We start from the raw sequence: 25373 nt of genomic DNA, 5'->3' as shown, positions 1-25373 counted from the left end.
GGGGCGGGCATCAGCGCGGCGGCAGCGTGTCCCGGCCGGGCGATGCCGGCGTCCAGCGGGTCATTCCCAACGGGATCTCGGTGTTGCGCTCGGGAAGATCCGACGGCAGCAGGTAGGCACGGCGGATCACCTCGTCGAGAACGACGACGCTGACCACCGTGCGCACCTCCGGAAGTTGCGCGATCACACCGGTGGAGAATTCATGCACGCCGCCGACATCGACGGCGCGGATCAGGAGCATCGCGTCGTGCTCGCCCGTGGTGATGGCGCACCACTCCACATCCGGCATCTCCGTCACGCGCTCGCGGAACGACGCCCAGGACTGCGGCATGACCGTCACGAATACGAGGGCGGCGATCGACAGTCCTGCCTTCGCCGGATCCACTCGGGCGCTGAACCCGGTGATCACGCCATCGTGCACGAGGGATTCGACCCGCGTGTACGCACTCGCCCGCGAGATGCCGACCCGCTCGGCGAGAGCCGCGATCGAGACGCGGCCGTTCTCGCGCAGCGCGTCCAGAATTCTGTACGACACATCATCCAGTGGCATGGCACTTCGTCCAGATTGCTTCGGGACTTCCGTGTCTCTACTGGACATACTGCTCCTCAATAAGGGGTTTGGCATCAGAACTTCACAGCGTTACGCATTCTTGATAGACGGATCGTCGCATATCGTGGGAATCTGATCCCGGTCGTCCACAACGGTGCCGACTTACCCGAATGTACTCCTCGCCCTTGGAGGTCGCCATGGTGTCGCCCCGAAGCACATCGTTCATCGCCCTGGGAGCCGTCGCGCTCCTGGCCCTCGCCGGCTGCTCCGGCGGAAACTCCGCGAACAACGGCGGCGGAGACTCCGACGGTGGCGGCTCGCTCGTCATCGACACGGCGTTCTCCATCGAGACGGGTGACCCCGGTCACACCTACGACCCGACGGGCAACATGATCGCGAAGGCGCTCTACGAGACCCTCGTCGACTTCGAGGGCTCGGATGTCTCGACCCCGGTCGCCGGTCTCGCCTCGTGGGAGCAGAACGACACCGCGACCGAGTTCACCTTCACGCTGGAGGGAGACCGCGTCTTCTCCGACGGCTCGGCGATCGAGGCGAAGGACGTGGTCTTCACGCTGCAGCGCGTCCAGGGCATGGTCGACGCGAAGCCCAACTTCCTCCTCGGCGGTCTCACGATCACCGAGGTCGACGAGAAGACGATCTCGATCACGTCCGAGACCCCGCTCCTGCAGCTGCCCGCGATCCTCGCGAACCCCGCGCTCGGCATCGTCAACTCCGACGTCGTGATCGAGAACGGCGGTGCGATCGACGGCACCGACAGCGCGCAGAAGTTCCTCGACGGCGAGTCCGCCGGATCCGGTCCGTTCACGCTCGACACGCTCGATCTCTCCTCGCAGGTCGTCCTGGCGAAGAACGATGAGTACAACGGCGACGAAGAGGCCGGGTACGACCGCGTCGTCGTGCGGAACGTCTCCGAGAGCGCCACGCAGCTCGCCAACCTCAAGGGCGGCGACTCCATGGTCGCGATGGACCTCAACGGCGACCAGGTCGCGGGACTCGGCGACGGACTCGAGGTCGAATCGGTGCCGTCCGGCCAGACGATCTTCCTGCTCCTCAACCAGTCGGATGCCGTCGCAGGAGAGCTCGCGAACGTGAAGATCGCCGAGGCGATCCGCTACGCGCTCGACTACGACGCGCTGCTCGAACTGGCCGGTGCCGGCGCCGTGCAGGCCACCGGCGTCATCCCGCCCGGATTCGAGGGCGCCCTGGACAGCGGTGTCGAGCAGGATCTCGACAAGGCAGAGGCCGCGCTCGCCGAGGCAGGCTACGCAGGCCAGACCCTGAAGCTGCAGTTCCCGAACGACTACCCGGTCGGCGGCGTGGAGTTCACTCCGCTCGCCGAGCGCGTTCAGGCCCAGCTGGGCGACGCCGGCATCAAGGTCGAGCTCGCCCCGCAGCCGTTCGCCACGGAGCTCGACGCCTACGTCAACGGCACCGAAGGCTTCGGCCTGTGGTTCTGGGGTCCGGACTACGCCGACTCGGCGAACTTCCTCCCCTTCGGGCCGGGCCTGAAGGTCGGCCTGCGCTCAGGTTGGGCCGCAGAGGCGACCCCGGAGATCGCGGGCATCGCTGCGGATGCCGCCAGCGCCACGGATGCTGCGCAGCGCACCTCCGCGTTCACGGCATTCGCCGAGGCGATGCAGGCCGAAGGCCCCTTCGTGCCGCTGATCGTCCCCGGTCGCAACATCGCCACGGCGGACGCCGTCACCGGCGCCGTGTACAACTCGGTGTGGGAGATGGACATTGCCGAGATCAACCCCGCCGGCTGAGCGGGCCGCTCTCATGACGACAGTTGCGGTGAGGCAGCAGGCGACGCGGCGCAGGTCGCCGCTCGCCGGCTACCTGCTGCGCCGCATCGGCACCTCGCTGCTCCTGCTCGTTGGCGTCACCATCGTCACGTTCGCGCTGACCAACCTGGTGCCCGGAGACCCCGTCTCCGCGGCGCTGGGTGAGGGGGCATCGCAGAACCCGGCGACGCGCGAGGCGTTCATCAAGGAGCACGGCCTCGACCAGCCGCTGATCGTGCAGTACTTCATCTATATGGGGAACCTGCTCCGCGGAGACCTCGGTACGTCGCTGGTGACCGGTCGCCCGGTCGCCAGCGACCTCGCCACCGCCGTGCCGGCCACGATCGAGATCGCGATCGCCGCGATCATCCTCAGCCTCGCGGTGAGCACCGTGCTCGGAACCCTCGCCGCGTACCGCCGTGGCCTCGTCACCGACCAGGTGATCCGCGTGGTGACCCTGATCGGGCTGAGCGTGCCGACCTTCTGGCTGGCTCTGGTCAGCTTCTACATCTTCTTCCTGCAGCTGCACATCGCACCGGGATCCGGACGCATCTCGCCATCGATCACTCCGCCGCCGAAGGTGACGGGCATGTACACGATCGACTACCTCCTGAACGGGGACGGCGTCGGGTACTTCGACGCACTGGCACACCTCGGTCTGCCGGTGATGGTGCTGTCGCTGGTCACCATCGGCCTGCTCACGCGCTTCATCCGCACCTCGGTGCTCGAAGTGCTCGGCAGCGACTACGTCAGGGCGGCGAGGGCAAAGGGCTTGCCCGCCATGCGCGTGATCCTCGGCTACGTGCTCCGTGGTGCATCCCTTCCGATCCTCACCGTCGTCGGCGTCGCGTTCGGATCGCTGCTGTCGGGCACCGTGCTCGTCGAGTCGGTGTTCGCCTGGCCGGGCCTGGGTACCTACGCCTACAACTCGGCGGCGAACCTCGACCTCCCGGGCATCATGGGCGTCGGCCTCGTCGTCGGACTCATCTACCTCCTCATCAACTTCGTCGTCGATCTGCTCTACGGCGTCCTCGACCCGAGAGTGAGGATCGCATGAGCCGCATCGACGCAGCATCCGGACCCTGGCGGTTCCGCTTCCGCTGGCCGCGCGCCTGGCGCACTCCGCTCGGCGTGATCGGCACGCTGATCGCGGCCGCCTGGATCGTCGTCGCCTTCACCGCGCAGTGGTGGGTGCCGTTCGGCCCGAACGCGCAGGTGCTGCCGCGCCTGCAGCCGCCGGGCATCGACACGCTTCTCGGCACCGACGGCAACGGCCGTGACATCTTCTCGCGGCTGATGACCGGCGCGACCGTGAGCCTTCCGCTCGCACTCATGCTCGTGATCGCCGCGATGGTGATCGGCACCGTCATCGGCGCCGTTGCCGGATACTTCGGCGGCTGGGTCGACGAGACCCTCATGCGCATCACCGATCTCTTCATGGCGTTCCCCACCGTCATCCTCGCGATGGTCGTCGCCGCATCCCTCGGCCCCTCGCTGTTCAATGCGGTGATCGCCGCGGTCGTGGTGTCATGGCCGCAGTACTCCCGTGTCACCAGAAGCATCGTGCTAGGGCTCCGCGGGCAGAACTACGTGATCGCCGGGCGCCTGCTCGGCCACTCGCCGCTGCGGACGCTCTTCGTCGACATCCTCCCGAACATCGCCGGTCCCGTGCTGGTGCTCGCCACCCTCGACATCGGCGCGGCGATCCTGCTGCTGTCCGGGCTGTCCTTCCTCGGGCTCGGTGCACAACCGCCGACCGCCGAGTGGGGGTCGATGATCTCGGCCGCGATCCAGAACTTCGATGCCTGGTGGCTGGGCGTGTTCCCCGGACTCGCGATCCTCACGGTCGTCCTCGCGTTCAACTTCCTCGGGGACGCGATGCGCGATGTCCTCGACCCGACGGCTGAGGTGACGCACGAGAAGCAGGCGGAGCGCGTCGCGGATGCGAAGGGGGTGGCCGCATGAGCGCCGCGAGCGTCCTCAGTATCCGGGACCTGACCATCGACATCGGTCGTCCTCTCGTCCGCGGTGTCTCCCTGGAACTCGAGCCGGGTCGCATCCACGGCCTGGCGGGTGAATCCGGTTCTGGCAAGACACTGACCGCACTGGCCGTGCTCGGCCTGCTGCCGCGGCAGGCGCGCGCCGGCGGTTCCATCACGCTCGGTGGTGAAGAACTGCTCGGCATGCCCCGTCGCGCGCTGAATCGCATCCGCGGCCGACGGGTCGCGATGGTCTTCCAGGACCCATCGGCATCTCTGCATCCGCAACTCCCGGTCGGCCGCCAGCTCACCGACCACATGCGGGTGCACCTCGGACTCCGCGGCGACGCGGCGCGGAACCGCGCGGTGGAACTGCTCGAGACCGTGCAGGTGCCGAATCCCGCCGAGGCCCTCAAACGCTATCCGCACCAGTTCTCGGGAGGTCAGCGCCAGCGCATCGCGATCGCGTGCGCCCTCGCCTGCGACCCCGAGGTGCTCCTCGCCGACGAGCCGACGACGGCGCTCGATGTCACCGTGCAGGCGGGGATCCTGCGCCTGCTGCGCGACCTCGCGTCCGAGCGCGAACTCGCGGTGCTGCTCGTCACGCACGATCTGGGCGTCATGAGCGCCATCGCCGACGAAGTGATGGTGATGAAGGACGGCCAGGTCGTCGAGCGTGCCGACAGAGAGACGCTGTTCCGTTCACCGCAGCACGAGTACACCAGGAAGCTTCTCGCGGCACTGCCCGGGTCACGGATCGAGGAGGACGGGAATGAGTGAGGTCGCTGTCCTCGATGCGAGGGACGTCGTGGTGCGATACCCCGGCAATCCTCCGGTGATCGCCGTCGACGGGGTGTCCCTGCAGGTGGCCGCGGGTGAGACCGTGGCGCTGGTCGGCGAATCCGGCAGCGGCAAGTCGAGCCTCGCCCGCGCCGTGGTCGGCATCGAGAAGATCGCGGCCGGGAGCGTGCGATTCCGCGATGCCGAGGTCGCGCCGCTCGGCATCCGCCGTCGCCCGACCGCCCTCACCGGCATCCAGATGGTGTTCCAGGACCCGTCGACCTCGCTCAACCCGCGTCGCCGGGTCGGCGACCAGATCGCCGACGGCATCGCCACCGCGAGACACCGCGGCGAAGCAGGGTCACGGGTCGAGGAGTGGCTGGAGCGCGTCGGTCTGCCCACCCAGGTCGCGACGCGCTTCCCGCACCAGTTCTCCGGCGGTCAGAAGCAGCGCATCGCCATCGCCAGGGCGCTCGCCGCACGACCTGCTCTGCTGGTCGCCGACGAGCCGATCTCGGCGCTGGACGCGTCCACCCAGACGAGCGTCGCTGCCCTGATGCGCGACCTCGTCGCGGAAGCGGGGGCGGGGATGCTGTTCATCTCGCACGACCTCGCGGTGGTGCAGCGCATCGCCGACCGCACGCTCGTCATGTACGGCGGCCAGGTGCTGGAATCCGGCCCCACTGCCGAGTTGTGGGCTGAGCCGCAGCATCCGTACACCCGATCGCTGCTGGCCGCGATCCCGGAGCCGGATGGGGCAGGGCGAATTCCCGATGCGCCGACGGCCGAGGACCGGCTGAACTGGATCGAGGTCGCGCCGATCGTGCGCTGAGCGGGCCGACACCGGTCACTCGCTGTTCACCGGGGCGTCGCTCGCCGGAAAGCGGGGAGTGCCACCATGCCGGATACCGTCCAGCCCCGGGGAGTTCTGTGCGCACGCCATCCGTCACCGTCATCCTTCCCGCGAAGGACGCCGGAGCGTTCATCGGCACGACGCTGGAGACGCTGCTGCGGCAGTTCGATGATCCGGCCGCGCTGAAGCTCGTGGCGATCGACGACGGATCGAGCGACGACACCGGAGCGCAGATGCGTCGCTACGCGGAGCGCTTCGCGCACGCGGAGGTGCTCGTCAATCCTCGCCCGGTCGGTCTCGCGACCGCCCGCAACCAGGGGCTGGCGCACGTCGAGGGCGAGGCCTTCTGCTTCGTCGACGGGGATGACTGGATGCAGCCGCGTCGCCTGCAGGTGCTCGCCGATCGGCTGCGCGCGCTGGACTGCGATTTCGTGCGCACCGACCACGTGCGCGTGACCGGCACCGAGCGCACGCTCGTGCGCGCTCCGTTCGCCTGGCGCGGTGTGGTGGCCTCGCCGCGCGAGGCGATCCTCCCCGCCGACGACACGACGATGGTCGACTACCCGTACGCCTGGGCAGGGATCTTCCACCGGAGCCTCATCGATCGCGGCCTCGCCGCATTCCCGGATGGGCTGTTCACCGCCGAGGACCGGCCGTGGATCTGGCGTCTGCACCTGAACGCCGATACCTTCGCCGTGGTCGACGCACCCGCACTCCTCTATCGCCGAGGCGTCTCGACCTCGCTCACCCGCGTCCACGATCGCCGTCAGCTCGATTTCGCCCGTTCGCTCAGCCAGGTGATCGACATCGTGGAACAGGATGCCGAGGCGCAGCGCTTCCTGCCCAAAGCGGTCTGGACGGCGCTCGCTCTGAGCTCGCACCACCTCGTCCGTTCCCGGCAGATGACGCCTCGGCTTCGTGCGGAGATGCGCGGTGGCATCCGCGACCTGCTTCGCCGCCTGCCCGCCGCCGAGGTCGCCGCGGTTCTCGATGACTTCTCCGGAGCGCGGCGAAGAGTCCTCGCACGGTCCCTCCGAGGAGCGGGGCGCGCAGCATGACGCAGCTCTTCGCCCTGCACAGCGCCTATGGCCTGGCCACCGCCGCCGCGGCCATCGACGAGGGTGTCTTCGACGCCGGCGGCCCGCGCATCCTCGTGCCCTTCAACTCCGCCCGGGTACCGGAGACGACGCACGGCATCGATGAGCTCCCGAACCTCGCCCCGCTGCGCGCCCGGTTCGACCGGGTCGAGTCGCTGGATGCGCTGCTCACGCCGCTGCATCCGAGTTCCTGGGACCCCTCTGACGGTGACCTGGTCGTGCTGCGGCGCCTGCTCACCCGCGCCTGGGAACTCGACGACGACCTGGAGCTGTGCGTGCAGAGCCCGCAGGTCGCGCCGGCGCGCACCCTGCTGTCGCTGTTCCCTGACGCGCGACTGACGATCATCGGCGACGGGTTGATGACCTATTCGCCGATCCGCGTCGCGCTGCCGCGCACGGTCGTCGAGCGCATCGGCCGGGTCGTCTACGCCGATGTCGTGCCCGGTGTCGAGCCGCTCGTTTTCACCGAGACCGGCGCGGCACGAGTGCCGGTGCCGCCGAGCCGGTTCGGTGCCGTGCTCGCCGAGACGGCGGCATCCGACCCCGACCTGGATGCTCTCGCCGATGGCACGCCGACGGCGCTCGTGCTCGGTCAGTACCTCGCCGCTCTCGGCCTCGTCGCCCCCGCCGAGGAGATCGCGATGCAGCAGGCGATGGTCGACCACGCGGCGCAGTGGGCACCGGGGCGCATCGTCTTCAAGCCGCACCCGGCCGCCCCGCCGCAGGTCGTCGAGGCACTGCGCGAGCAAGCGCGCAGCCACGACATGGAGTTCGCCGTGTACGACGGACCGGAATCGGCCGAGCTCGTCGCCGACCGATTGGAGGCCGTCGGCGTGGTCGCCGGCTTCTCGACGGCGCTGCCCACCGTGCAGGCGCTCTCCGGCCGCCCGATCGCCGCGGCGGGAACGGCGACCGTGCTGCGCAGGCTGACACCGTGCGAGAACAGCAATCGGGTGCCGGCGACGATCGTGGATGCGCTGACCCGGCCGGGATCCCCGTACCGAGACCCCGAGCGGCTGCAGCTGCTCATCGACGCCGTCGGCTATGCCATGCAGCCGGTCATCGCCGCGCATCTGCGGCCGCGTGCGGAGGAACTGCTCGGGTCTCTGAACGCCGCCGAGCGGGCCCGGTATTTCTCCCCGGAGCGCCTCATCGAGCTGCGCCTGCCCGGCGCACCGCACGAGGGAATCGTCCGCCGGGCGCTGCGGTCCACCGGCGGCGTCGGACGCGCCGAGGAACTTCGATTGACGATCGCCGGAGCGCGGACGCGCGCCGCACGAGCATGGAAGGTGGTGCGTGGCCGATGATCCGAGTGGCAGCGATCATTCCCGCACGAGGCGGATCCAAGCAGGTCCCGCGGAAGAACCTCAGCAGGGTCGGCGGCGTTCCGCTGATCGTGCGCGCCGTGCGTGCTGCTGCCGCTGCCGAGGGGGTGGACATCGTCGTCGTCACCACCGACGACGATGAGATCGCCGCGGTGAGCGCCGCCGCCGGTGCGCACGTCGTCCGGCGCCCGCCCGAGCTCTCCGGAGATACGGCGTCGTCGGAGAGTGCAGTGCTGCATGCCCTCGACGATCTGGAGCGCGAGGGGATACCGGTCGACATCGTCGTCTTCGTGCAGGCCACCTCGCCGTTCATCCCGAGCGAGGGGATCGACGAGGCCATCGAGCAGGTGCGCTCCGGAAGCTACGACAGCGTCTTCTCGGCGCATGAGACGTACGGGTTCCTGTGGGCACGCTGCGAGGACGGCACCGCTGTCGCCGTCAACCATGATGCCGCGCACCGCCCGCGGCGCCAGGACCGCGAACCGCACTACCTCGAGACCGGAGCCTTCTACGCCTTCGGCACCGAGGGGTTCCACCGCGCGGGGCACCGGTTCTTCGGCAGGATCGGGGTCGTCGAAGTGCCGGAGTGGACGGCGGTCGAGATCGACGATGCTCAGCACCTCGCCGTGGCATCCGCCGTGGCCGGTCTCGTGATCGAGACCGAGGCGATCGACGTGCGGGCAGTCGTGACCGACTTCGACGGCGTGCACACCGACGACACCGCCCTCATCGACAGCGACGGCCGCGAGTTCGTGCGCGTGAGCCGGGAGGACGGCATGGGGGTGTCGCTGCTGCGGCGTGCCGGCATCCCGATGCTCATCCTCTCCACCGAGACGAACCCCGTCGTGCGCGCCCGCGCTGACAAGCTGCGCGTACCGGTGCTGCACGGCATCGATGACAAGCAGGCGGCGCTGGCCGACTGGGCCGCCGAGAACGGCATCGCACTCTCGGACATCGCCTACCTCGGCAACGACGTCAACGACCTGGCCGCGATGCGGTCGGTGGGCTGGCCGGTGGCCGTTGCGAACGCGCATCCGCTGGTGCGATCCGAAGCGCGCGTGGTGCTCAGCGCCGCCGGCGGACAGGGTGCCGTCCGCGAGCTGATCGAGCGCGTTCTGCAGGTCGACCGACCCCGGTAACCCGCGATTCGCGCGATGTTCACCCCCGGCGCGTACCCAGGAAGCTAAGGCTACGACTGGAGGACGACATGACCGTCACAATCGGATCGCGTGTGATCGGAGGGGGCCGTCCCGCATATGTCATCGCGGAGATCGGCCTGAACCACAACGGCGACGTGGACATCGCCAAGCAGCTCATCGACGTCGCGGCGCGCGCGGGTGCCGATGCGGTGAAGTTCCAGAAGCGCACTCCGGAGATCTCGACGCCGGAACACATGCGCAACGTGCCGCGCGAGACGCCCTGGGGCACCATGACCTACCTCGACTACCGCCGCCGCGTGGAGTTCGGCCGCGACGAGTACGTCGAGATCGGCGACCACGCCACCCTGCAGGGCCTGGACTGGTTCGCCTCCCCGTGGGACGTGCCCAGCGTGGCATTCCTGGAAGACCTCAACGTCGTGGCGCACAAGGTCGCCTCGGCCAGCCTCACCGACATCGAGCTGCTCGAGGCGCTCCGCGCGACCGGCAAGCCGATCATCCTCTCCACCGGCATGTCGACGATCGAGCAGATCGACCGGGCTCTGGACACCCTCGGCACCGATCGGGTCGTTCTCATGCATGCCACCTCGACGTATCCGATGGAGCCGGAGGAGGCGAACCTGCGGGTCATCAGCACGCTTCGCGACCGCTACCCCGGCGTACCGGTCGGATACTCCGGGCACGAGCGCGGGCTGCAGATCTCCCTTGCGGCCGCTGCGCTCGGCGCCGTGGCCGTCGAGCGGCACATCACCCTCGACCGCACCATGTGGGGTTCGGATCATGCCGCGTCGCTGGAGCCGGCCGGTCTCGCCCATCTGGTGCGCGACATCCGTGTCATCGAGACCGCTCTCGGCGACGGAGTGAAGCGGGTCTTCCCCGGCGAGCAGGCTCCGATGGCGAAGCTGCGTCGCGTTCCGGCATGAGCGCCTCCGCGTCGTTCCGGGATCCGCTGCGGGTCGTCGCGATCGCCGACGCCGATTCGTTCGTGAAGTGGTCGGCGTCGCTGCTCGACACGGTGCCGGGCATCCGTCGTCACCTGCTGATCGTGCGCACGCCGCTGACCGTGAGCCCGTCGCAGCAACGGGCGGCGCTCGCCGGCACGTCCTTCGCCGATGGCGGAGTGACGCGCATCGGATTCGACGAGCTCGACGGCTGGCTGGGCGGTCACAGCCCTGACGTCGTCGTGCTGGCGGGGCGCGGGCCGTTCGTGCGGCTCGTGGCGCGTCGCATCGACCGGCTGCGACGTCGCCCTGTGGTCGTCAGCGGGCTGCCGGGAATGTCGATCCCGGCGCAGCGCGGAGCCCTCGAGTACCGCCGCGAGAGCGACCTCCTCGTGCTGCACTCGCATCGGGAGGAGCGCGCGTTCGCGGAGCTCGGGCGCCGGATCGGTGTGGTGATGCCGACGGCACTGGCCACGCTGCCGTTCGCGCGGCCGGATTCCGCGGGGATCGCGCGGGCGGATGGCTCGACGCACGCCGGATCAGCGGGTCACCGCACGGCGAGCGGCGCCGTCGGCCACGGCAGCACGCGCGCCTTCTCGGCGCGGGCGGTCGCTCTCGCCGAACGCCCCGCGCCTCGGGTGCTCGGTACGGACCTCGTGTTCGCCGCGCAGGCCCTGGTGCCGGCCGAACGGCACGACCGGGCGGCCCTCGCCCAGGTGCTGCGCCAGGCGGCTGAGGCCGATCCGACCCGGCGTGTGGTCGTGAAGCTGCGCTCGCGGCCGGGCGAGGCCGAGACGCATCTCGAGCGCGACGCCTATGCGGATCTGCTCGGTGCGCGACCCGCGAACCTGGTGTTCTCCCATCAGCCGATGGCGACCGCCCTGGAGAGCGCAGAAGGACTGGTCACGGTCAGCTCCACCGCGATCGTCGAGGCGATCGCGCGCGACATCCCGGTGATCGCGCTCGACATGTTCGGCGTGAGCAAGCCGCTGCTGAACACCGTCTTCGTCGGCAGCGGACTTCTGGGCGGCGCGGAGGAGGTCATCGGTCGCCGGTTCCGGCATCCGCATCCGCAGTGGTTGCGCGACAACTACTTCCATCGGGCTGCGGAATCGACCTGGTGGGAGCAGGTCGAGCAGCTGGTCGTGCTGCGTCGCGAGGGCGGACTGCGCGCCAGGCCCGTGCCCGTCGGGCGCGGTGGTGCGTTGCACGCCGCCTGGCACCGCGCGAGCGTGCTCGGTGCCGAGGACCGCACGCTCGTCGGACGCGTCGCGCTCGGAATCGGCAGTCCGCTGGTGCGCGGCATCGTCGCGCTGCGGCAGGCCCGCGGGCGTGCCGCGGAGGACACCTGGGCGGATGCCGGGACCGACTACACCCTCGAGCCGACCCCGCACCGCGATCCGATCCGCCGCTGACCACGGGCGCAGCGTTCGCGACACGCCCGGATCTCCGCTAGACTGCCAAGGTTGTCTGCTCGATTCCGGGATCTCCGGAAAACGGCCGACACGTTCACACACCCTCCTGCTTTCGGGAAATTCCCGGAAGCCGTTCTAGTCCGAAGGAGGTGGGTAAGTGACGCACCAGTACGAACTCATGGTCATTCTGACCCCCGAGATCGACGAGCGCCAGGTAGCCCCTACGCTCGACAAGTTCCTGAAGGTCATCACCAACGATGGTGGCTCGATTGACAAGGTCGACATCTGGGGCAAGCGCCGTCTTGCATACGAGATCCAGAAGAAGAACGAGGGCATCTACGCCGTCGTCAACTTCACCGCGACCAGCGAGGCCACGCAGGAGCTCGACCGTCAGCTGAAGCTGAACGAGCAGATCATGCGCACCAAGGTGCTGCGGTCTGAAGAGGCTCAGGCGATGGTCATCGCAGAGGCGAAGCGCTCCGACGAGAAGGCTGCCCGCAAGGCTGCCAAGGCTGCGAAGGCCTAAGTCTCATGGCCGGCGAAACCGTCATCACCGTTGTGGGAAACCTCACGGCCGACCCCGAGCTGCGGTACACGCAGAACGGGCTGCCGGTGGCGAACTTCACCATCGCATCGACGCCGCGCAACTTCGACCGTGCTGCGAATGAGTGGAAGGACGGCGACGCGCTGTTCCTCCGCGCATCCGTCTGGCGCGAGTTCGCGGAGCACGTGGCGGGTTCGCTGACGAAGGGCATGCGCGTCATCGCGCAGGGTCGCCTCCGTCAGCGCTCCTACCAGGACCGCGAGGGCAACCAGCGCACCGCGATCGAGCTGGAGGTCGACGAGATCGGCCCCTCGCTGCGATACGCAACGGCGCAGGTCACCCGTGCGGCCTCGACCGGCGGTGCCGGCGGTGGCGGTGGCGGTGGACAGTCTCGTCCCGCGCAGCAGCAGGTGTCGGAGGAGCCGTGGTCGACGCCCGGTTCTTCGACCAGCGCAGATGCCTGGAGCACTCCGGGCAGCTTCGGCGACGACACCCCGTTTTAACAGGATTCCGGATGCCTCGGCATCCGCTCATCAATAAGGAATAACTATGGCTGGAAAGTCGAGCGGCGACCGCCGCAAGCCGCGGAAGGGTGGCAAGCCCACCGCTCCCGCGAAGTCCATCCGGGTTGGCGTCATTGATTACAAGGACGTCGCAACCCTTCGCAAGTTCGTCTCGGAGCGCGGCAAGATCCGTGCCCGTCGTATCACCGGTGTCTCGGTGCAGGAGCAGCGTCTGATCGCCACGGCGGTCAAGAACGCACGCGAAATGGCACTCCTGCCTTACGCCGGCGCCGGACGCTGAGGGGTAGGGACATGGCAAAGCTGATTCTCAAGAACGAGGTCGCCGGGCTCGGTAGCGCCGGTGACGTGGTCGAGGTCAAGAACGGGTTCGCCCGTAACTACCTCATCCCCCAGGGCTTCGCTACGGCGTGGACCCGTGGTGGCGAAAAGCAGGTCGCATCGATCCAGGCCGCGCGTCAGGCACGCGCGATCCACGACCGTGACGACGCTGTGGCGCTGAAGAACGCTCTGGAGGGCACCAAGGTTCGCCTCGCCGTCAAGGCGGGCGGCGAAGGCCGTCTCTTCGGTTCCGTCAAGACCGAGCACATCGCGGATGCAGTCGCAGCCGCGGGCCTCGGTGCGATCGACAAGCGCAAGGTGCACATCACGTCGCCGATCAAGGTGACCGGTGAGCACGAGGCCACGGTTCGTCTGCACGACGACGTGACCGCAGTCATCACGCTGCAGGTCGTCGCCGCCAAGTAAGGCGCGATACCCGTACGAATGCCCCTGTCCTTCGGGACGGGGGCATTCGTCGTTCGTGGCGTCCGAGGTGCGCCGCGGTGCGAGGTCTGAAACGCATCGGACTGGGCCTGCGCGGATGCGGAATCGACCTCGCATCGGCGCTTCTGCCACTACCGTGGTTCCAGACGAAATCGTCGCACTTCGTCGCGCAGACGCTCTCGTGGCGGCTGATCAGCAAGCGGCGAACAAGGAGACGGAGGCCAGTCGTGGCAGAGCAGATGACCCCCTCGGGATGGCGACGTTTCTGGGAGCGCGGCGGCTGGTGGCGTTCGCTGCTCGCCGTCGGGGCGTATTTCGTGCTGTATCAGCTCGGGTCGCTGCTGTTCCTTCCGCTTCTCACCTCGACCCGTGATCCGGCGCTGCAAGTGCTCGTCGGCACCGGACTGCCCATCGCGCTCGGCGCGGTGATCCTCCTGGCGTTCGGTTGGTCCCTGGGGTGGTTGCGAGAACTCTTCGGTCCGCAGCCGATCGCGGGGCGCCGTTGGATGTGGATCGCGGTCGCGGTCGTCATCCTGTTCAACGTGCTGCGTTTCGCGACGATCGACTACGGCAAGGCCGGCGTCGGCATCGTGGTCGCCTGGCTTGTGGCCGGTCTCTTCATCGGCATTGCCGAAGAACTGCTCACCCGCGGGTTCGTCGTGAAGCTGATGCGCAAGCACGGCTATACAGAGATCGTGGTCGCTCTGGTGTCGGCAGCGCTCTTCGCCGCGATGCACGCCGGCAACCTGTTGAACGGGCAATCGGTGTTCGTGACCCTGCTGCAGCTCGTCTACACGTTCGCGTTCGGGCTGTGCATGTATCTGACGTTGCGGGTCACCGGCAACCTGATCTGGCCGATCCTGCTGCACGCCATGACCGACCCGTCGATCTTCCTGCAGACATTGTTCCCAGCCGGCGGGACGCTCACCGGCATCGCCGGTTTGGGCAACATCGCCGTCATCGTGGTCGGTGTCGTGCTGCTCTTCTTCATCCGTGGCCGTGTGGGGCAAGCAGAACACGGACGAGAGGGTGAGCCTCAGTTCGAGACGCGATGACGTCCTGATCTCCGGGGCCGTCACTCTCGACCGGCGGCGCGCGACAGACGATCGGCGAGCCGGCGGGCTTCGGCGGCAAGCGCTGGTGTGTCGGCGACCGAGAAGTCGAGGTCGAGCATGCTGAGGTGACGCAGCAGCGCGGCCGGGTCGTCTGAGCCGCTTTCCAGCACACAGCTCTCGTCATCCCGCTGCGTCAGACGACCCGCCGACGAGGGCAGGCGTTCGGCGACGACAGACAGGGGTGCGAGGATCACGATGCGCGCACGGTACTCCCACGGCGCCGAGGCCACGCCGCGGTCGACGTGGTCGGCCGGGCCTTCTGGCGGCAGCTCGCGAGGGGTGAATCGCCGGCCCGTGGGAAGACGGGGGGAGAGCCGGTCGACGCGGAAGGTGCGCCAATCGTCGCGCTCGAGATCGAAGGCGAGCAGATACCAGCGTCCGGCGCGCAGAGCGAGTCGGTACGGTTCGACGATGCGGCGCGACGCCGAGTCGGAGTGCGATCGGTAGTCGAACCTGAGCTGCACTGCATCCCGGCACGCGGTCGCCAGGGTGAGGAGCAAGTCGGAGCCGACCGAGGGTCCATGGAACGGCACGGCGACCATCGTCGACTGCATGGTGCGGATGCGATGGCGGAGGTGCGACGGCAGTACCTGGTGCAGCTTCGCGAGGGCGCGGACGGACGCTTCCTCGAGATCGGCGATCGACCCGTCTGCGGCGGTGCTCAGACCCACAGCCACCGCGATCGCCTCCTCATCGTCGAGGAGCAGCGGGGGCAGGGCGGCTCCCGCGCCGAGCCGGTACCCGCCCGCGACGCCTGGGGTGCTCTGGATGGGGTAGCCCAGCTCGCGCAGACGCTCGATATCGGTGCGGATCGTCCGTGTGGTCACCTCGAAGCGCTCGGCGAGCTCGTGCCCTGGCCAGTACGGTCTGACCTGCAAGAGGGACAGCAGCTGCAGCAGGCGCTCGGAGGTTCTCAACATGGTTCCAGTTTCTTTTACATTGCGGAAGCAAACCTTCCGCAACTACTTCTACTTTGGCATCATGACAAACACATCGAGCAGCATCCAGCCCTTCCGCATCGACATCTACGACAGCGTCCTCGACGATCTGCGTGATCGGATCTCGCAGGCCCGGTGGCCGCGCGACCTCGAGGAGACCGCGTGGGAGCGCGGCGTTCCGGTCAGCTACCTCCGCCCGCTCGCCGAGTACTGGCGCGACCGGTTCGACTGGAGAGCTCAGGAGGCGCAATTGAACGAGCTGCCTCACTTCATCACCGACGTGGACGGCCAGACGATCCACTTCGTGCACGTGCGCTCCGCGGTGCCAGGGGCACGGCCGCTGCTGCTTCTGCACGGCTGGCCGAGCTCGTTCGTCGAGTTCCTCGACGTGATCGGACCGCTCACCGACCCGGTCGCGCACGGTGGGCGAGAAGAGGATGCCGTGCACGTTGTCATCCCGTCACTGCCCGGTTTCGGGTTCTCGCCGCTGGCAGGTGCGGGGTGGGGAGATCTGTTCCGTGTCGCCGGCGCCATGGTCGAGGTGATGACGAGACTCGGCTACGACCGATTCCTCGCGCAGGGCACCGATGTCGGATCGGGCATCGTGGGGATGCTGCCGATGGTGGCGCCAGGACGGATCATCGCCACGCACGTCAACGGCCCGAGCCCGTTCCCGCTGGGCCCGGCGATCCCGGTCGAGGGCCTCGACGAGGCTGATCGGGAACGCGCGGAGCGGTTCAACACCTTCCGTGAAGACGGCGCGGGCTACCTGCACATCCAGGCCACCCGCCCGCAGACCATCGCCTACGGTCTCAACGATTCGCCCGTCGCCCAGCTGGCGTGGATCGTGGAGAAGTTCAAGGAGTGGAGCGATCCGACGGCCGCCCTGCCCGAGGATGCCGTCGACATCGACCGCCTGCTGACGACCGTCAGCCTGTACTGGTTCACGGAGGGCGGCTGGTCGTCTGCGCATGCGCTCTACGAGGGAGCGACTCCGGCGACGGGGAGACGGGGGACTCCGGTGGTTGGCAGGGAGGCGACTCCGGCGGCTGGGAGGCCCCGGCGATGCCCCCGGCTGCGGTCTCGGTCTTCGCCGCCGACTTCTCGGTCCGCCCCGTCGTCGATCCGGCATCCGCATTCGAGTCCTGGACCGAGCACGATATCGCCGGCCACTTCCCGGCGATGGAAGCACCCGAAGTCCTCGTCACGGATCTTCGCCGCTTCTTCGGCGAGCACCGCTGATCATGCCGGAGCACATTCTCAGCGACCGGGCGCTGAACAGGGCGCTGCTCTCCCGGCAGTTGTTGATCGAGCGGGGTGCCAGTCCGTGACCGATGCGGTCCACCTGCTCGTCGGCATGCAGGGGCAAGCGCCGCTGGCTCCCTATGTCGGACTGTGGACACGGCTCGGCGACTTCGCGCCTCGTGCGCTCGCGGATGCGCTCGAGGAGCGCTCTCTCGTCCGCGCGACCCTGATGCGCGGCACGGTGCATCTGGTGACGGCCGACGATGCGCTGCAGCTGCGGCCGCTGGTGGAACCGGCGATCGCCCGCGGGTTCAAGGGCGGATTCAGCAGTCAGCTCACGCACGACGACGAACGGAAGGTCGTGGAGCTCGGTCGCGAACTGCTGGCGCAGGGGCCTCGATCGCGGGTCGAACTGCGCCGGCTCTTCCTGGAGCGGTGGCCGGAGCTGGATGCCGATGCCATGGCGTATGCCGTCAGTTATCTGCTGCCGACGGTCCAGCCGACACCGAGGGGTGTGTGGGGGCAACCGCAGGGCGCGGCACGACTCGCCCTGATGGACGCCTGGATTGGAAGGCCCCTCGTCCCCGCGCCGTCGATCGACGATGTCGTGCTGCGGTACATCGGTGCCTTCGGACCCGCCAGTGTTGGTGACGTGCAGGCGTGGTCGGGACTGACCGGGCTGCGCGAGGTTCTCGATCGCCTGGCGCCGCAGCTGCGGGTGTTCACCTCGGAGCATGGAGACGCGCTGTACGACCTCCCCGACGCACCGCGGCCGGATGCGGACATCCCGGTGCCGCCACGGTTCCTCCCCGAGTACGACAACGTCCTCTTCTCGCATCGGGATCGACGGCGGATCATCGACACGTCCCGCCGCGTGCCGTTGCCGCCCGGCAACGGAGCACGCGCCGGCACGTTCCTTCTGGACGGTCTCTTCCGCGGCACCTGGAGTCGCGACGGAGATGCCTTGCGCATCACTCCGTTCACGGCACTCGACGACGCCGCTGCGGGGGAGTTGGTCACGGAGGGAAAGCTGCTCGCCACGTTCCTCGGGGTGGCGAGGGTCGAACTTCTGGGGAGTTGATCGAGCGTCCGGGATGCGAAGACGCTGAGGATCGCCCACGCGAGAACACAGAAACCGCCCCAGATGGCAACCTCAGGAGTGCTGCGCCGGGTGGCTCGATCGCCCACGCCGACCTCCCCCTGAAGGCAAACTTCGTCACAACGCGCCATGCATCGTGCCGCCGAGAGTACTCCTGGGCCCGGTCGTTGTCCAGGAGAATTCGGTGCGGCAGGACGGGGCGTCCCCGATGGCGCGCCCGGGAGAGATCCGGCTTGACTTTCCCCAGGTTCTGCACATCCCCCTCTTGAAGGCAAAACCTTCAATCAAACCTTTAGGTTGATTCCCATCCACAGGCTGGGGAAACGTGAAACTCCTGGTCGTAGGGAAAAAGAAACTTCAGATGTGGGGGAGTCCACGGGGTTATCCACAGGCGTTGTGCACAGACACTCCGACTTTGTCCGCACGCTTTCCACATAGTTATCCACAGCCTGTGTTGCGTGTGGATTCGGCCGCTCCTAGCGTGGTCGAGCGACCGAATGTCGGGGGGTCCTGATTACCCTGTCTGCGTGGGCCCACCTCACCGCCCACCGCACCGAATCGGGCTCGAGCAGCATCCGAAGCAATCACGTCGCGTCGAAGGGAGCAGTGTGTCGATCGCCGACATCTCGGAGGAGCGTCTCGGGGGAAAGCGCACGCCGGAGCGCGTGCCGCCTCATGATCTTCTCGCGGAGCAGAGCGCGCTCGGCGGCATGCTGTTGTCGAAGGACGCGGTCGCCGATGTGATCGAGACGCTCAAGGGCGCCGACTTCTACATCCCCAAGCACGAGCTCATCTTCGAGGCGATCCTCTCGCTCTACTCGCACGGCGAGCCGACAGACGTCGTCGCGGTCACCGACGAGCTGATCAAGACCGGCGAGCTCGGCCGGGCCGGCGGCGCCGACTATCTGCACACGCTGACGTCGATCGTGCCGACGGCCGCCAATGCCGGCTACTACGCCGGCATCGTGTCCGAGCGCTCGATCCTGCGTCGGCTCGTCGACGCCGGCACGCGCATCGTGCAGCTCGGATACGACGGTCAGGGCGACGCGACCGACATCGTCAACAACGCGCAGGCCGAGATCTACTCGATCACCGGGTCCGAGACGGCAGAGGACTACGTTCCCCTGCAGGTCGCGGTCGACGCCGCGCTCGAGGAGATCGAAGCTGCGAGCGGCCGCGACGGATCGATGACAGGCGTACCGACGGGCTTCAAAGAGCTCGACGAACTGACCAACGGTCTTCACGGTGGGCAGATGATCGTCGTCGCCGCGCGTCCTGCCATGGGTAAGTCGACGCTCGCACTCGACTTCGCGCGCTCGGCATCCATCGGCAACAACATCCCCTCCGTCTTCTTCTCGCTCGAGATGGGCAAGAGCGAGATCGCGATGCGTCTGCTCAGTGCCGAGGGTGCGATCCCCCTGCAGAACCTGCGCAAGGGAAACCTCGACCCTCGGGACTGGACCACGGTCGCCGCGACCCGAGGGCGCATCAATGATGCTCCGCTCTACATCGACGACAGCCCCAACATGACGCTCGTCGAGATCCGCGCGAAGTGCCGTCGACTCAAGCAGCGCGAGGGCCTGCGCATGGTCATCATCGACTACCTCCAGCTGATGACCTCGGGCAAGCGCGTCGAGTCGCGTCAGCAGGAAGTCTCGGAGTTCTCACGTAGCCTCAAGCTCATTGCGAAGGAGCTGCAGGTTCCGGTCATCGCACTGTCGCAGTTGAACCGTGGTCCCGAGCAGCGCACCGACAAGAAGCCCGCGATCAGCGACCTTCGTGAGTCGGGCTCGATCGAGCAGGACGCCGACATGGTGATCCTGCTGCACCGCGATTCGGTCTACGACAAGGACATCCGCCCCGGCGAGGCCGACCTCATCGTGGCCAAGCACCGTAACGGCCCGACCGCGACGATCACCGTCGCCTTCCAGGGTCACTACTCGCGCTTCCGCGACATGGCGCCGGGTGGGGACTTCGCCTAGTGATCGGACGCGCCGTATCGTTCGCGAACAGTGCGTTGCATCCACCAGTGCGAGGTGTTCCTACTCGTCGGCTGCGCCGAACAGCGGAGTCAGGAACCGACGTTCGTAGCGTCGGATGCACCCGGTGCGCTTCGCGTAGAGATACGCCTCCACGCAGTCCGGATCGTTCGCAGAATCCTGACGGTAACGCTCGTATGCCGCGAGGGAATCGAAGGTGAAGAGCGCGAATGCCTCGTCGCTGTCTCCTTCGCTGGGGAGGAAATAACCGTGATGACGTCCGCCGAAACGCTCGACGAGAGGGATCCAGAGGCGCCCGTACTCACGGAATTCGTCAAGCTTGTCCGGATCGATTTCGTATCGGAGATGGATGGAGATCATGGTGCCCCTTCGAGTGGCTCGAGTTCTTTCGCAAGGAAGTGATCGGCATAAGGCGACGTCGAGAACGCCTCGACCGGCTCATACCCTGAACGCCGATAGAGCCCATGAGCCTCCACCAGGTCCTGGCGCACGGTCAGCCGCAGAGTCCGGATTCCCCGACGGATGCTGATCGCCTCGAGTTCGCTCAGCAAGGCTCGTCCCGCACCGCGGCCGCGGACAACGGGATCGAGGTAGATCCGCGTGAGTTCGCCGACGTGCTGCTCGACGATGCGGACACCGCCGCACCCGACCGCATCCGCTCCATCTCGAACGAGTACGAGGAACCCTCCGTCACCGCGCAGGTGGTCACTGGGCTCGTCGAGCATCGCATTCTCGGTCTCGGCCGGCGTCGCCGCGCGCCCCCAGTACCGGCCGACGATGTCCGTGTAGTACTGCACGAGCACCCTCGCCCCATCCTCGCTGTGGGGGTCGACGATCTCGAAGGTGAGCGGTCGCGGGCTGGGCATTACCTCAGTGTAGGTAGTGGCGGCGTCACCCCAGGGGAGCCGAGGTCAGCGGCGAACGCGAACCGTGCGCCCCTCGAACGTGACCAGGTCGCCGTCCTGCAGCTGCCGCCCCCGGCGACGCTCTTCCTCACCGTTCACGTTGACGTACCCATCGATGACGACCTCCTTGGCGTTGCCGCCGGAGTCGAGCAGACCGGAGAACTTGAGGAACTGTCCGAGGCGGATGACCTCGCCTCCGGTGGGAACGTCTTCGATCGGATCCGTGCTCGTCATTCCTGAATGCTAACCGTCCTCGAGGCGGAGCATGCCGCACTCGGGTGCTCATCCATGCAGGTCGGCCTGGATGACGCGGATGACCTCTGCGAGAACGCCGGAACCGAGAAGCCCAGGTCCGAGTGGGCCGGCAGAGTCTTCGCCCAGGAGAGGGAGGCGCTGAAGCGCGGCCCTTGCCTCGGCGGACAGATGACCCAGCTGCCAGTGGATCTCGTCACGCATGGCATCTGGGCGATTCGGGGCTGCCAAACCTGCGGCCTTCGCAGCGTATGCCGCTGCACCGAGAGCATGAGCGCCCATGTGAGCGACGCCAGAGGCCTGCGCGGCTGCCCTGGCGGCTGCCACAGCGGCCGGAGCAGTCACGGCTTTCGCGGCGCGACCCGCGACGAAGCGGCGACGGATCTCCCCGGCGGTATCGAGGTCGCCGCCGGCAAAGGCGCGAGCTCGAGCGATCGCATCCCGTGGGCGCGGATCTGCGGGCTCTTCGGCTTCGAACAACGCCAGTACTCGTTCCGCGCAGTCCGCTGCCCAGGCGGCGGCGACTCGGCGATCGGTCTCACTCAATGCCTGCGGAGATCCCATCAGGGACCCACCGGATAGTGGCTGCTGACCGCGATGCGATTCCAGCTGTTGATCGCGACGGCGAGCCAGGTCACGGCCGCGATCTGCTTCTCGTTCAGGATGCTCTCCACGTCGACGCCACGATCCGCGAGCCGGCCATGGTCGCCGATCATGGTCACCCGCTCGGTGATCTTCAGCGCCGCCTGCTCCTCGGCGCTGAAGTACTGCGACTCCCACCACGCAGCGAGCACCGCCAGTCGTTCGGGCGTCTCGCCGTGCGTGACCGCATCGGCGCAGTGCATCCTCAGGCAGTAGGCGCAACCGTTGAGCTGGGAGGCCCGCACCTTGACCAGTTCGACGAGCAACGGCGAGAGTCCGGCATCCACTCCGGCCTCAGCGGCCTTGGCGCTGAACTCCAGCATCGCCCGGTATGGGGCAGCGTAGATCTTGCCGATGTTCACATGCGACACGGTGTCTCCTTCGTTCCGACGCGGATGCGCCTTCCACAGTAGAGACTGCGTCAAGCGGCCCGCCCTAGGCTGGACCCATGACCAAGAACTCTCTCTGGACTGTCGTCGGCGTCGTCATCGCCGTGGTCATCGCCTGGTGGGTCGTCGGCGCGCTGTTCTCGCTGCTCTGGTTCATCGCGAAGCTGGCGATCGTCGCCGTGGTGGCGGTCGTGGTGTTCTTCGTGCTGCGAAACCTGTTCCGCTCCGACGGCAACTGACGGCTCAGGACGCACCGCATGGTGCCTTGCCCGGTGCGTCTACGCTGAACGAGTGACCGAAGCGACCGCCACTGCTGAGCGTCTTGTGCGCCGTTTCGCCCGCGAGGCGAACCTGCTCGTCGCCGGTCGCGAGTTCTCGGTGGTCGGGACGGATGCTGTCGCTGACGCACTGCGCGAACTCCTCCCGGCGCTCGGCGCCCGCTTCGGTGACGGCGGTGTCGTCTTCGCTCCGAGCGAGTCGCCGGAGATTCGGCTCAATGGACGCCCGCTGCCTCCGCGAGACACCGCAGCGGCGCGGGTCGACGCCGCGGGTGCGCACATGCCGGTCTCGACCGACCTCGCTCGGCGACTGCGTGATGCCGGAACAGTGCGAGGGGTTCGGATCGGCATCGCCATGGTGCTCGAGCCGAAGACGGCGCAGCTCGCATTGCTGTTGCGCGACGCGGGTGCCACGGTCGCGGTCTACGCTCACCCCGACGAGATCGACGTATCCGTCGCCGACGTTCTGCGTGCCCGCGGCATCCCCGTCGACGGTGACCCCGAGATCTCCGGTGCCGTCGAGCGGGCCGCTGCCGTCTCCTTCCTGCGCCGCGGCTTCGACCTGCTGCTCGACGACGGATCGCACCTCATCCGCCTCGCTCACGAGGAGGGTCTCGCTTCGTCACTGCGCGGTGCCGCCGAGGAGACCACGAGTGGGCTCACGCCGCTCCGTTTGATGGAGCGCGAGGGCGTACTCGACATCGCGGTGATCGCCGTCAACGACGCTCCGATGAAGACATCCTTCGACAACCGATACGGCACGGGGCAGTCGTGCGTGTTCGCGATCGCCGACGCCTTGGATGCTGTCGGCATCGGGATCCGCGACCAGCCGGCCGTCGTCATCGGCTACGGCCCCGTCGGAGAAGGCGTGGCTGCGCACCTGAGTGCCCTCGGCGCGCGTGTTCGCGTCACGGAGACCGATCCGGTCCGGGCACTCCGCGCCGCGCACGACGGCTACGACATCGGACGGCTCGAAGACCTTGCGCCGGGTGCGCTCGTCGTCTCGGCGACCGGAGTTCCACACACGATCGGCGCCGCAGCGCTGCGCGCCGCGCGAATCGTCGCCGTCGCGGGCGGTGTGCCCCATGAGGTCGACGTCGATCTGTCGAGCCTGCGCCCCTACGTGACCGAGGGCGGCGCGACCTCGCCCTTCCTCGAGCGCGCGGGTGAAGGGGCAGTGCTGATCGCTCGCGGCGGGTGCGTGAACCTCGCTGCGGCCGAGGGCAATCCGATCGAGATCATGGACCTCTCGTTCGCGGTGCAGCTCGCCGCTGTCGAACAGCTCCTTACATCGGCGTTGCCGCCGGGCGTGCATTCGTTCCCGGCTGCCGCCGACACGGCGATCGCGGTCGCCGCCCTCGCGGTCAGTGGTGAGCGGATCGACGAACGCAGCCCGGCACAGGTCGAGGCGCAGCGCGAATGGCGCTCGCCGCGATTCCGCGGAGCGATGGCATGAGTGCGGTCACGGTGTTCTCGGCCGGGCTCGTGGTGCCGATCACGGCGCCCCCGATCGTCGACGGCGCCGTCGCTGTCCGCGACGGACGCATCATGCACGTCGGTGAGCGGGCGTGGGTTCTGGGCTCTCTGGCTGATCGCGGAATCGTCGCGGAGGAGGTGCACTGGCTCGGTGTTCTCACTCCGGGGCTCGTGAACGCGCATACGCACCTGCAGTACACCGGCATGGCGCAGGTGGGACGAGGACAGTACGACGGCTTCGACGACTGGGTCCGGGCGTTCGATCCCGTCTACGAAGGCGGACGTGATTGGGGGGTGGATGCGGCAGCCGGCGCCGAGATGGCGCTGCGCTCCGGAACCACTGCCATCGCCGATGTGGTGACCGATGACGTCGCCGCGACGGCGCTCCACGATGCGGGCCTGCACGGCATCACCTACTGGGAGGTGATGAGCTGGACCAACACGGAATGGGCACGCACGGGACGGGCTCAGGTCGAGCAGGCGTTGGACGCCCTGCCCACCCCTCCAGGAACCGGGCTTTCTCCCCACGCGCCCTACTCCCTCGACATCGAGCCGCTGCTGGAGATCCCCGACATCGTGCGCGAGCGCGGCGGGCGCATCCACATCCACCTCGGTGAGGCCGCGTTCGAGAGCGAGTTCGCGCACGAGCATCCGCAGGCCTGGCACACCGCAGGGCTCGCGAGCTTCCAGGAGCTGCGGGATGCCGGATTCGGCACGAGCGCGACCGAGTTCGTCGACCAGCTCGGCGTCCTGGGACCCGACTGCCACATCGCGCACGGCGTCTACATGAGTGCACGAGACCGGGCGATCCTTCGCGAGCGCCGCACCACCGTCGCGCTGTGCCCGCGTTCCAACGCCGTCATCGGACTCGAGGAACCACCGATCGCCGCGTACCTGCGCGAGGGCAGCCCGATCGCGGTCGGCACCGACTCCCTTTCGTCCAGTCCCTCGCTCGATGTGCTCGCCGACGTCGCCGAACTCGCCCGCATCGCCCGCGCGCAGGGGTACACCGACCGCGACCTGCACGCACGTCTGCTGGGAGCTGCGACCATCGGCGGCGCTCACGCGATGGGGATCGACGTCGGCCCCGACCGCACCGGTTACCTCGCCGTCGGCGCACTCGCCGATCTGACGTTCTTCGACGTGCCGGCTGGGGGCGATTCGATCGCCGAGCTCGTCGAGACGGGCGCGGGCCGAGCCGCGGCCACCGTCGTGTCGGGCGTGCTCCGCTATGCCGCACCGTCGTTCCCCGTGATCCCTGGGTCGATCTCATGACCGCCATCGAGACGCCGAACGACTTCG

General features: G+C 68.1%; 27 protein-coding genes. 20 read left to right on the top strand and 7 right to left on the bottom strand.

Translation table 11 applies throughout. From position 1 onward, the window contains the following. Window positions 1-10 precede the first annotated feature (10 nt). A complete protein-coding gene (locus MRBLWH12_RS13930; protein WP_363549894.1) occupies window positions 11-550 on the bottom strand; it encodes an Lrp/AsnC family transcriptional regulator in 540 nt (179 codons plus the stop codon). Window positions 551-747: 197 nt separating this feature from the next. Here MRBLWH12_RS13930 and MRBLWH12_RS13925 point away from each other — a divergent pair, with 197 nt between their 5' ends. From MRBLWH12_RS13925 to MRBLWH12_RS13855, 15 genes are all read left to right on the top strand, one after another. Next, a complete protein-coding gene (locus MRBLWH12_RS13925) occupies window positions 748-2337 on the top strand; it encodes an ABC transporter substrate-binding protein (RefSeq protein WP_363549892.1) in 1590 nt (529 codons plus the stop codon). Window positions 2338-2350: 13 nt separating this feature from the next. Then, window positions 2351-3412, top strand: coding sequence for an ABC transporter permease (locus tag MRBLWH12_RS13920; RefSeq protein WP_341976711.1), 1062 nt, complete (start codon window positions 2351-2353; stop codon window positions 3410-3412). Further along, window positions 3409-4320: an ABC transporter permease gene (locus MRBLWH12_RS13915; protein WP_363549889.1), complete on the top strand. Its 912-nt coding sequence runs from the start codon at window positions 3409-3411 to the stop codon at window positions 4318-4320. Before MRBLWH12_RS13920 ends, MRBLWH12_RS13915 begins: the two co-directional genes overlap by 4 nt. Next, the gene (locus tag MRBLWH12_RS13910) at window positions 4317-5114 is read left to right on the top strand and encodes an ABC transporter ATP-binding protein (RefSeq protein ID WP_363549887.1); all 798 of its coding nucleotides are present in this window, start codon (window positions 4317-4319) and stop codon (window positions 5112-5114) included. Before MRBLWH12_RS13915 ends, MRBLWH12_RS13910 begins: the two co-directional genes overlap by 4 nt. Then, window positions 5107-5946, top strand: a complete 840-nt coding sequence (locus MRBLWH12_RS13905) for an ABC transporter ATP-binding protein (protein WP_363549885.1) — start codon at window positions 5107-5109, stop codon at window positions 5944-5946. The genes MRBLWH12_RS13910 and MRBLWH12_RS13905 overlap by 8 nt, the downstream gene beginning before the upstream one ends. Before the next feature lie 98 nt (window positions 5947-6044). After that, a complete protein-coding gene (locus tag MRBLWH12_RS13900) occupies window positions 6045-7025 on the top strand; it encodes a glycosyltransferase family 2 protein (protein WP_363549883.1) in 981 nt (326 codons plus the stop codon). Next, entirely contained in the window at window positions 7022-8371 is a 1350-nt protein-coding gene (locus MRBLWH12_RS13895) for a polysialyltransferase family glycosyltransferase (RefSeq protein WP_363549881.1), read from the top strand. The genes MRBLWH12_RS13900 and MRBLWH12_RS13895 overlap by 4 nt, the downstream gene beginning before the upstream one ends. Beyond that, complete coding sequence (locus tag MRBLWH12_RS13890; RefSeq protein WP_363549879.1) at window positions 8368-9528, top strand: acylneuraminate cytidylyltransferase; 1161 nt, start codon at window positions 8368-8370, stop codon at window positions 9526-9528. Before MRBLWH12_RS13895 ends, MRBLWH12_RS13890 begins: the two co-directional genes overlap by 4 nt. A 68-nt stretch (window positions 9529-9596) precedes the next feature. Next, window positions 9597-10469, top strand: a complete 873-nt coding sequence (locus MRBLWH12_RS13885) for an N-acetylneuraminate synthase family protein (RefSeq protein WP_363549877.1) — start codon at window positions 9597-9599, stop codon at window positions 10467-10469. Further along, on the top strand, window positions 10466-11902 hold the full coding sequence (locus MRBLWH12_RS13880) for a DUF6716 putative glycosyltransferase (protein ID WP_363549874.1): 1437 nt from the start codon (window positions 10466-10468) through the stop codon (window positions 11900-11902). Before MRBLWH12_RS13885 ends, MRBLWH12_RS13880 begins: the two co-directional genes overlap by 4 nt. A 157-nt stretch (window positions 11903-12059) precedes the next feature. Next, entirely contained in the window at window positions 12060-12428 is a 369-nt protein-coding gene (rpsF, locus tag MRBLWH12_RS13875; RefSeq protein WP_102193584.1) for a 30S ribosomal protein S6, read from the top strand. Between the two features lie 5 nt (window positions 12429-12433). Then, window positions 12434-12949, top strand: coding sequence for a single-stranded DNA-binding protein (locus MRBLWH12_RS13870; RefSeq protein WP_341976720.1), 516 nt, complete (start codon window positions 12434-12436; stop codon window positions 12947-12949). A gap of 46 nt (window positions 12950-12995) precedes the next feature. Next, the gene (gene rpsR / locus MRBLWH12_RS13865; protein WP_102193582.1) at window positions 12996-13250 is read left to right on the top strand and encodes a 30S ribosomal protein S18; all 255 of its coding nucleotides are present in this window, start codon (window positions 12996-12998) and stop codon (window positions 13248-13250) included. A gap of 11 nt (window positions 13251-13261) precedes the next feature. Further along, window positions 13262-13714: a 50S ribosomal protein L9 gene (gene rplI / locus MRBLWH12_RS13860; RefSeq protein ID WP_341976721.1), complete on the top strand. Its 453-nt coding sequence runs from the start codon at window positions 13262-13264 to the stop codon at window positions 13712-13714. A 245-nt stretch (window positions 13715-13959) separates the two neighbouring features. Continuing rightward, window positions 13960-14787, top strand: a complete 828-nt coding sequence (locus tag MRBLWH12_RS13855) for a CPBP family intramembrane glutamic endopeptidase (RefSeq protein ID WP_363549870.1) — start codon at window positions 13960-13962, stop codon at window positions 14785-14787. A 20-nt stretch (window positions 14788-14807) separates the two neighbouring features. Here the strand turns inward: MRBLWH12_RS13855 and MRBLWH12_RS13850 are convergent, their stop codons facing one another. Continuing rightward, window positions 14808-15767: a helix-turn-helix transcriptional regulator gene (locus tag MRBLWH12_RS13850; protein ID WP_341976723.1), complete on the bottom strand. Its 960-nt coding sequence runs from the start codon at window positions 15765-15767 to the stop codon at window positions 14808-14810. Between the two features lie 61 nt (window positions 15768-15828). Between MRBLWH12_RS13850 and MRBLWH12_RS13845 the strand changes: the two genes are divergently transcribed. Together MRBLWH12_RS13845 and dnaB are read left to right on the top strand one after the other, a co-directional pair. Beyond that, window positions 15829-18111: a DNA glycosylase AlkZ-like family protein gene (locus MRBLWH12_RS13845; RefSeq protein ID WP_363549867.1), complete on the top strand. Its 2283-nt coding sequence runs from the start codon at window positions 15829-15831 to the stop codon at window positions 18109-18111. Window positions 18112-18737: 626 nt separating this feature from the next. Beyond that, window positions 18738-20111, top strand: coding sequence for a replicative DNA helicase (gene dnaB, locus MRBLWH12_RS13840; protein WP_341976726.1), 1374 nt, complete (start codon window positions 18738-18740; stop codon window positions 20109-20111). A gap of 60 nt (window positions 20112-20171) precedes the next feature. Here dnaB and MRBLWH12_RS13835 read toward each other — a convergent pair whose 3' ends face one another. From MRBLWH12_RS13835 to MRBLWH12_RS13815, 5 genes are read right to left on the bottom strand one after another with little or no spacing between them, the layout of a single operon-like run. Next, the gene (locus tag MRBLWH12_RS13835) at window positions 20172-20489 is read right to left on the bottom strand and encodes an NIPSNAP family protein (RefSeq protein WP_363549865.1); all 318 of its coding nucleotides are present in this window, start codon (window positions 20487-20489) and stop codon (window positions 20172-20174) included. Further along, window positions 20486-20995, bottom strand: a complete 510-nt coding sequence (locus MRBLWH12_RS13830; RefSeq protein ID WP_363549862.1) for a GNAT family N-acetyltransferase — start codon at window positions 20993-20995, stop codon at window positions 20486-20488. The genes MRBLWH12_RS13835 and MRBLWH12_RS13830 overlap by 4 nt, the downstream gene beginning before the upstream one ends. Before the next feature lie 45 nt (window positions 20996-21040). Next, window positions 21041-21268, bottom strand: a complete 228-nt coding sequence (locus MRBLWH12_RS13825) for an RNA-binding S4 domain-containing protein (protein ID WP_341976741.1) — start codon at window positions 21266-21268, stop codon at window positions 21041-21043. A gap of 48 nt (window positions 21269-21316) precedes the next feature. Further along, window positions 21317-21850, bottom strand: coding sequence for a putative immunity protein (locus MRBLWH12_RS13820; RefSeq protein ID WP_363549860.1), 534 nt, complete (start codon window positions 21848-21850; stop codon window positions 21317-21319). Next, window positions 21850-22299: a carboxymuconolactone decarboxylase family protein gene (locus tag MRBLWH12_RS13815; RefSeq protein WP_363549857.1), complete on the bottom strand. Its 450-nt coding sequence runs from the start codon at window positions 22297-22299 to the stop codon at window positions 21850-21852. The genes MRBLWH12_RS13820 and MRBLWH12_RS13815 overlap by 1 nt, the downstream gene beginning before the upstream one ends. Window positions 22300-22376: 77 nt before the next feature. Here MRBLWH12_RS13815 and MRBLWH12_RS13810 point away from each other — a divergent pair, with 77 nt between their 5' ends. Genes MRBLWH12_RS13810 through MRBLWH12_RS13800 form a run of 3 tightly spaced genes read left to right on the top strand, consistent with a single transcriptional unit; the run spans window position 22377 to window position 25346 of the window. After that, window positions 22377-22556 carry a hypothetical protein gene (locus MRBLWH12_RS13810; RefSeq protein ID WP_363549855.1) on the top strand — a complete coding sequence of 60 codons (180 nt, stop codon included), beginning with the start codon at window positions 22377-22379 and terminating at the stop codon, window positions 22554-22556. A gap of 52 nt (window positions 22557-22608) precedes the next feature. Beyond that, window positions 22609-24051, top strand: a complete 1443-nt coding sequence (locus MRBLWH12_RS13805) for an adenosylhomocysteinase (RefSeq protein WP_363549853.1) — start codon at window positions 22609-22611, stop codon at window positions 24049-24051. Beyond that, window positions 24048-25346: an amidohydrolase family protein gene (locus tag MRBLWH12_RS13800; RefSeq protein ID WP_363549851.1), complete on the top strand. Its 1299-nt coding sequence runs from the start codon at window positions 24048-24050 to the stop codon at window positions 25344-25346. The genes MRBLWH12_RS13805 and MRBLWH12_RS13800 overlap by 4 nt, the downstream gene beginning before the upstream one ends. Window positions 25347-25373 lie beyond the last annotated feature (27 nt).

This window comes from Microbacterium sp. LWH12-1.2, from assembly GCF_040675825.1.
In the GTDB taxonomy this organism is placed as follows: domain Bacteria; phylum Actinomycetota; class Actinomycetes; order Actinomycetales; family Microbacteriaceae; genus Microbacterium.
This window is presented reverse-complemented; position numbering and strand designations above follow the sequence as displayed.

What these genes read in the sequence shown, in the direction of transcription:
- rplI (WP_341976721.1), top strand. Translation starts at nt 13,262, where the DNA reads ATGGCAAAGCTGATTCTCAAGAACGAGGTCGCCGGGCTCGGTAGCGCC.
- MRBLWH12_RS13930 (WP_363549894.1), bottom strand. Translation starts at nt 550, where the DNA reads ATGCCACTGGATGATGTGTCGTACAGAATTCTGGACGCGCTGCGCGAG.
- rpsR (WP_102193582.1), top strand. Translation starts at nt 12,996, where the DNA reads ATGGCTGGAAAGTCGAGCGGCGACCGCCGCAAGCCGCGGAAGGGTGGC.
- MRBLWH12_RS13880 (WP_363549874.1), top strand. Translation starts at nt 10,466, where the DNA reads ATGAGCGCCTCCGCGTCGTTCCGGGATCCGCTGCGGGTCGTCGCGATC.
- MRBLWH12_RS13810 (WP_363549855.1), top strand. Translation starts at nt 22,377, where the DNA reads ATGACCAAGAACTCTCTCTGGACTGTCGTCGGCGTCGTCATCGCCGTG.
- MRBLWH12_RS13885 (WP_363549877.1), top strand. Translation starts at nt 9,597, where the DNA reads ATGACCGTCACAATCGGATCGCGTGTGATCGGAGGGGGCCGTCCCGCA.
- MRBLWH12_RS13825 (WP_341976741.1), bottom strand. Translation starts at nt 21,268, where the DNA reads ATGACGAGCACGGATCCGATCGAAGACGTTCCCACCGGAGGCGAGGTC.
- MRBLWH12_RS13895 (WP_363549881.1), top strand. Translation starts at nt 7,022, where the DNA reads ATGACGCAGCTCTTCGCCCTGCACAGCGCCTATGGCCTGGCCACCGCC.
- MRBLWH12_RS13850 (WP_341976723.1), bottom strand. Translation starts at nt 15,767, where the DNA reads ATGTTGAGAACCTCCGAGCGCCTGCTGCAGCTGCTGTCCCTCTTGCAG.
- MRBLWH12_RS13925 (WP_363549892.1), top strand. Translation starts at nt 748, where the DNA reads ATGGTGTCGCCCCGAAGCACATCGTTCATCGCCCTGGGAGCCGTCGCG.
- MRBLWH12_RS13920 (WP_341976711.1), top strand. Translation starts at nt 2,351, where the DNA reads ATGACGACAGTTGCGGTGAGGCAGCAGGCGACGCGGCGCAGGTCGCCG.
- MRBLWH12_RS13830 (WP_363549862.1), bottom strand. Translation starts at nt 20,995, where the DNA reads ATGCCCAGCCCGCGACCGCTCACCTTCGAGATCGTCGACCCCCACAGC.
- MRBLWH12_RS13915 (WP_363549889.1), top strand. Translation starts at nt 3,409, where the DNA reads ATGAGCCGCATCGACGCAGCATCCGGACCCTGGCGGTTCCGCTTCCGC.
- MRBLWH12_RS13820 (WP_363549860.1), bottom strand. Translation starts at nt 21,850, where the DNA reads ATGGGATCTCCGCAGGCATTGAGTGAGACCGATCGCCGAGTCGCCGCC.
- MRBLWH12_RS13870 (WP_341976720.1), top strand. Translation starts at nt 12,434, where the DNA reads ATGGCCGGCGAAACCGTCATCACCGTTGTGGGAAACCTCACGGCCGAC.
- MRBLWH12_RS13800 (WP_363549851.1), top strand. Translation starts at nt 24,048, where the DNA reads ATGAGTGCGGTCACGGTGTTCTCGGCCGGGCTCGTGGTGCCGATCACG.
- MRBLWH12_RS13905 (WP_363549885.1), top strand. Translation starts at nt 5,107, where the DNA reads ATGAGTGAGGTCGCTGTCCTCGATGCGAGGGACGTCGTGGTGCGATAC.
- MRBLWH12_RS13845 (WP_363549867.1), top strand. Translation starts at nt 15,829, where the DNA reads ATGACAAACACATCGAGCAGCATCCAGCCCTTCCGCATCGACATCTAC.
- MRBLWH12_RS13835 (WP_363549865.1), bottom strand. Translation starts at nt 20,489, where the DNA reads ATGATCTCCATCCATCTCCGATACGAAATCGATCCGGACAAGCTTGAC.
- MRBLWH12_RS13910 (WP_363549887.1), top strand. Translation starts at nt 4,317, where the DNA reads ATGAGCGCCGCGAGCGTCCTCAGTATCCGGGACCTGACCATCGACATC.
- MRBLWH12_RS13890 (WP_363549879.1), top strand. Translation starts at nt 8,368, where the DNA reads ATGATCCGAGTGGCAGCGATCATTCCCGCACGAGGCGGATCCAAGCAG.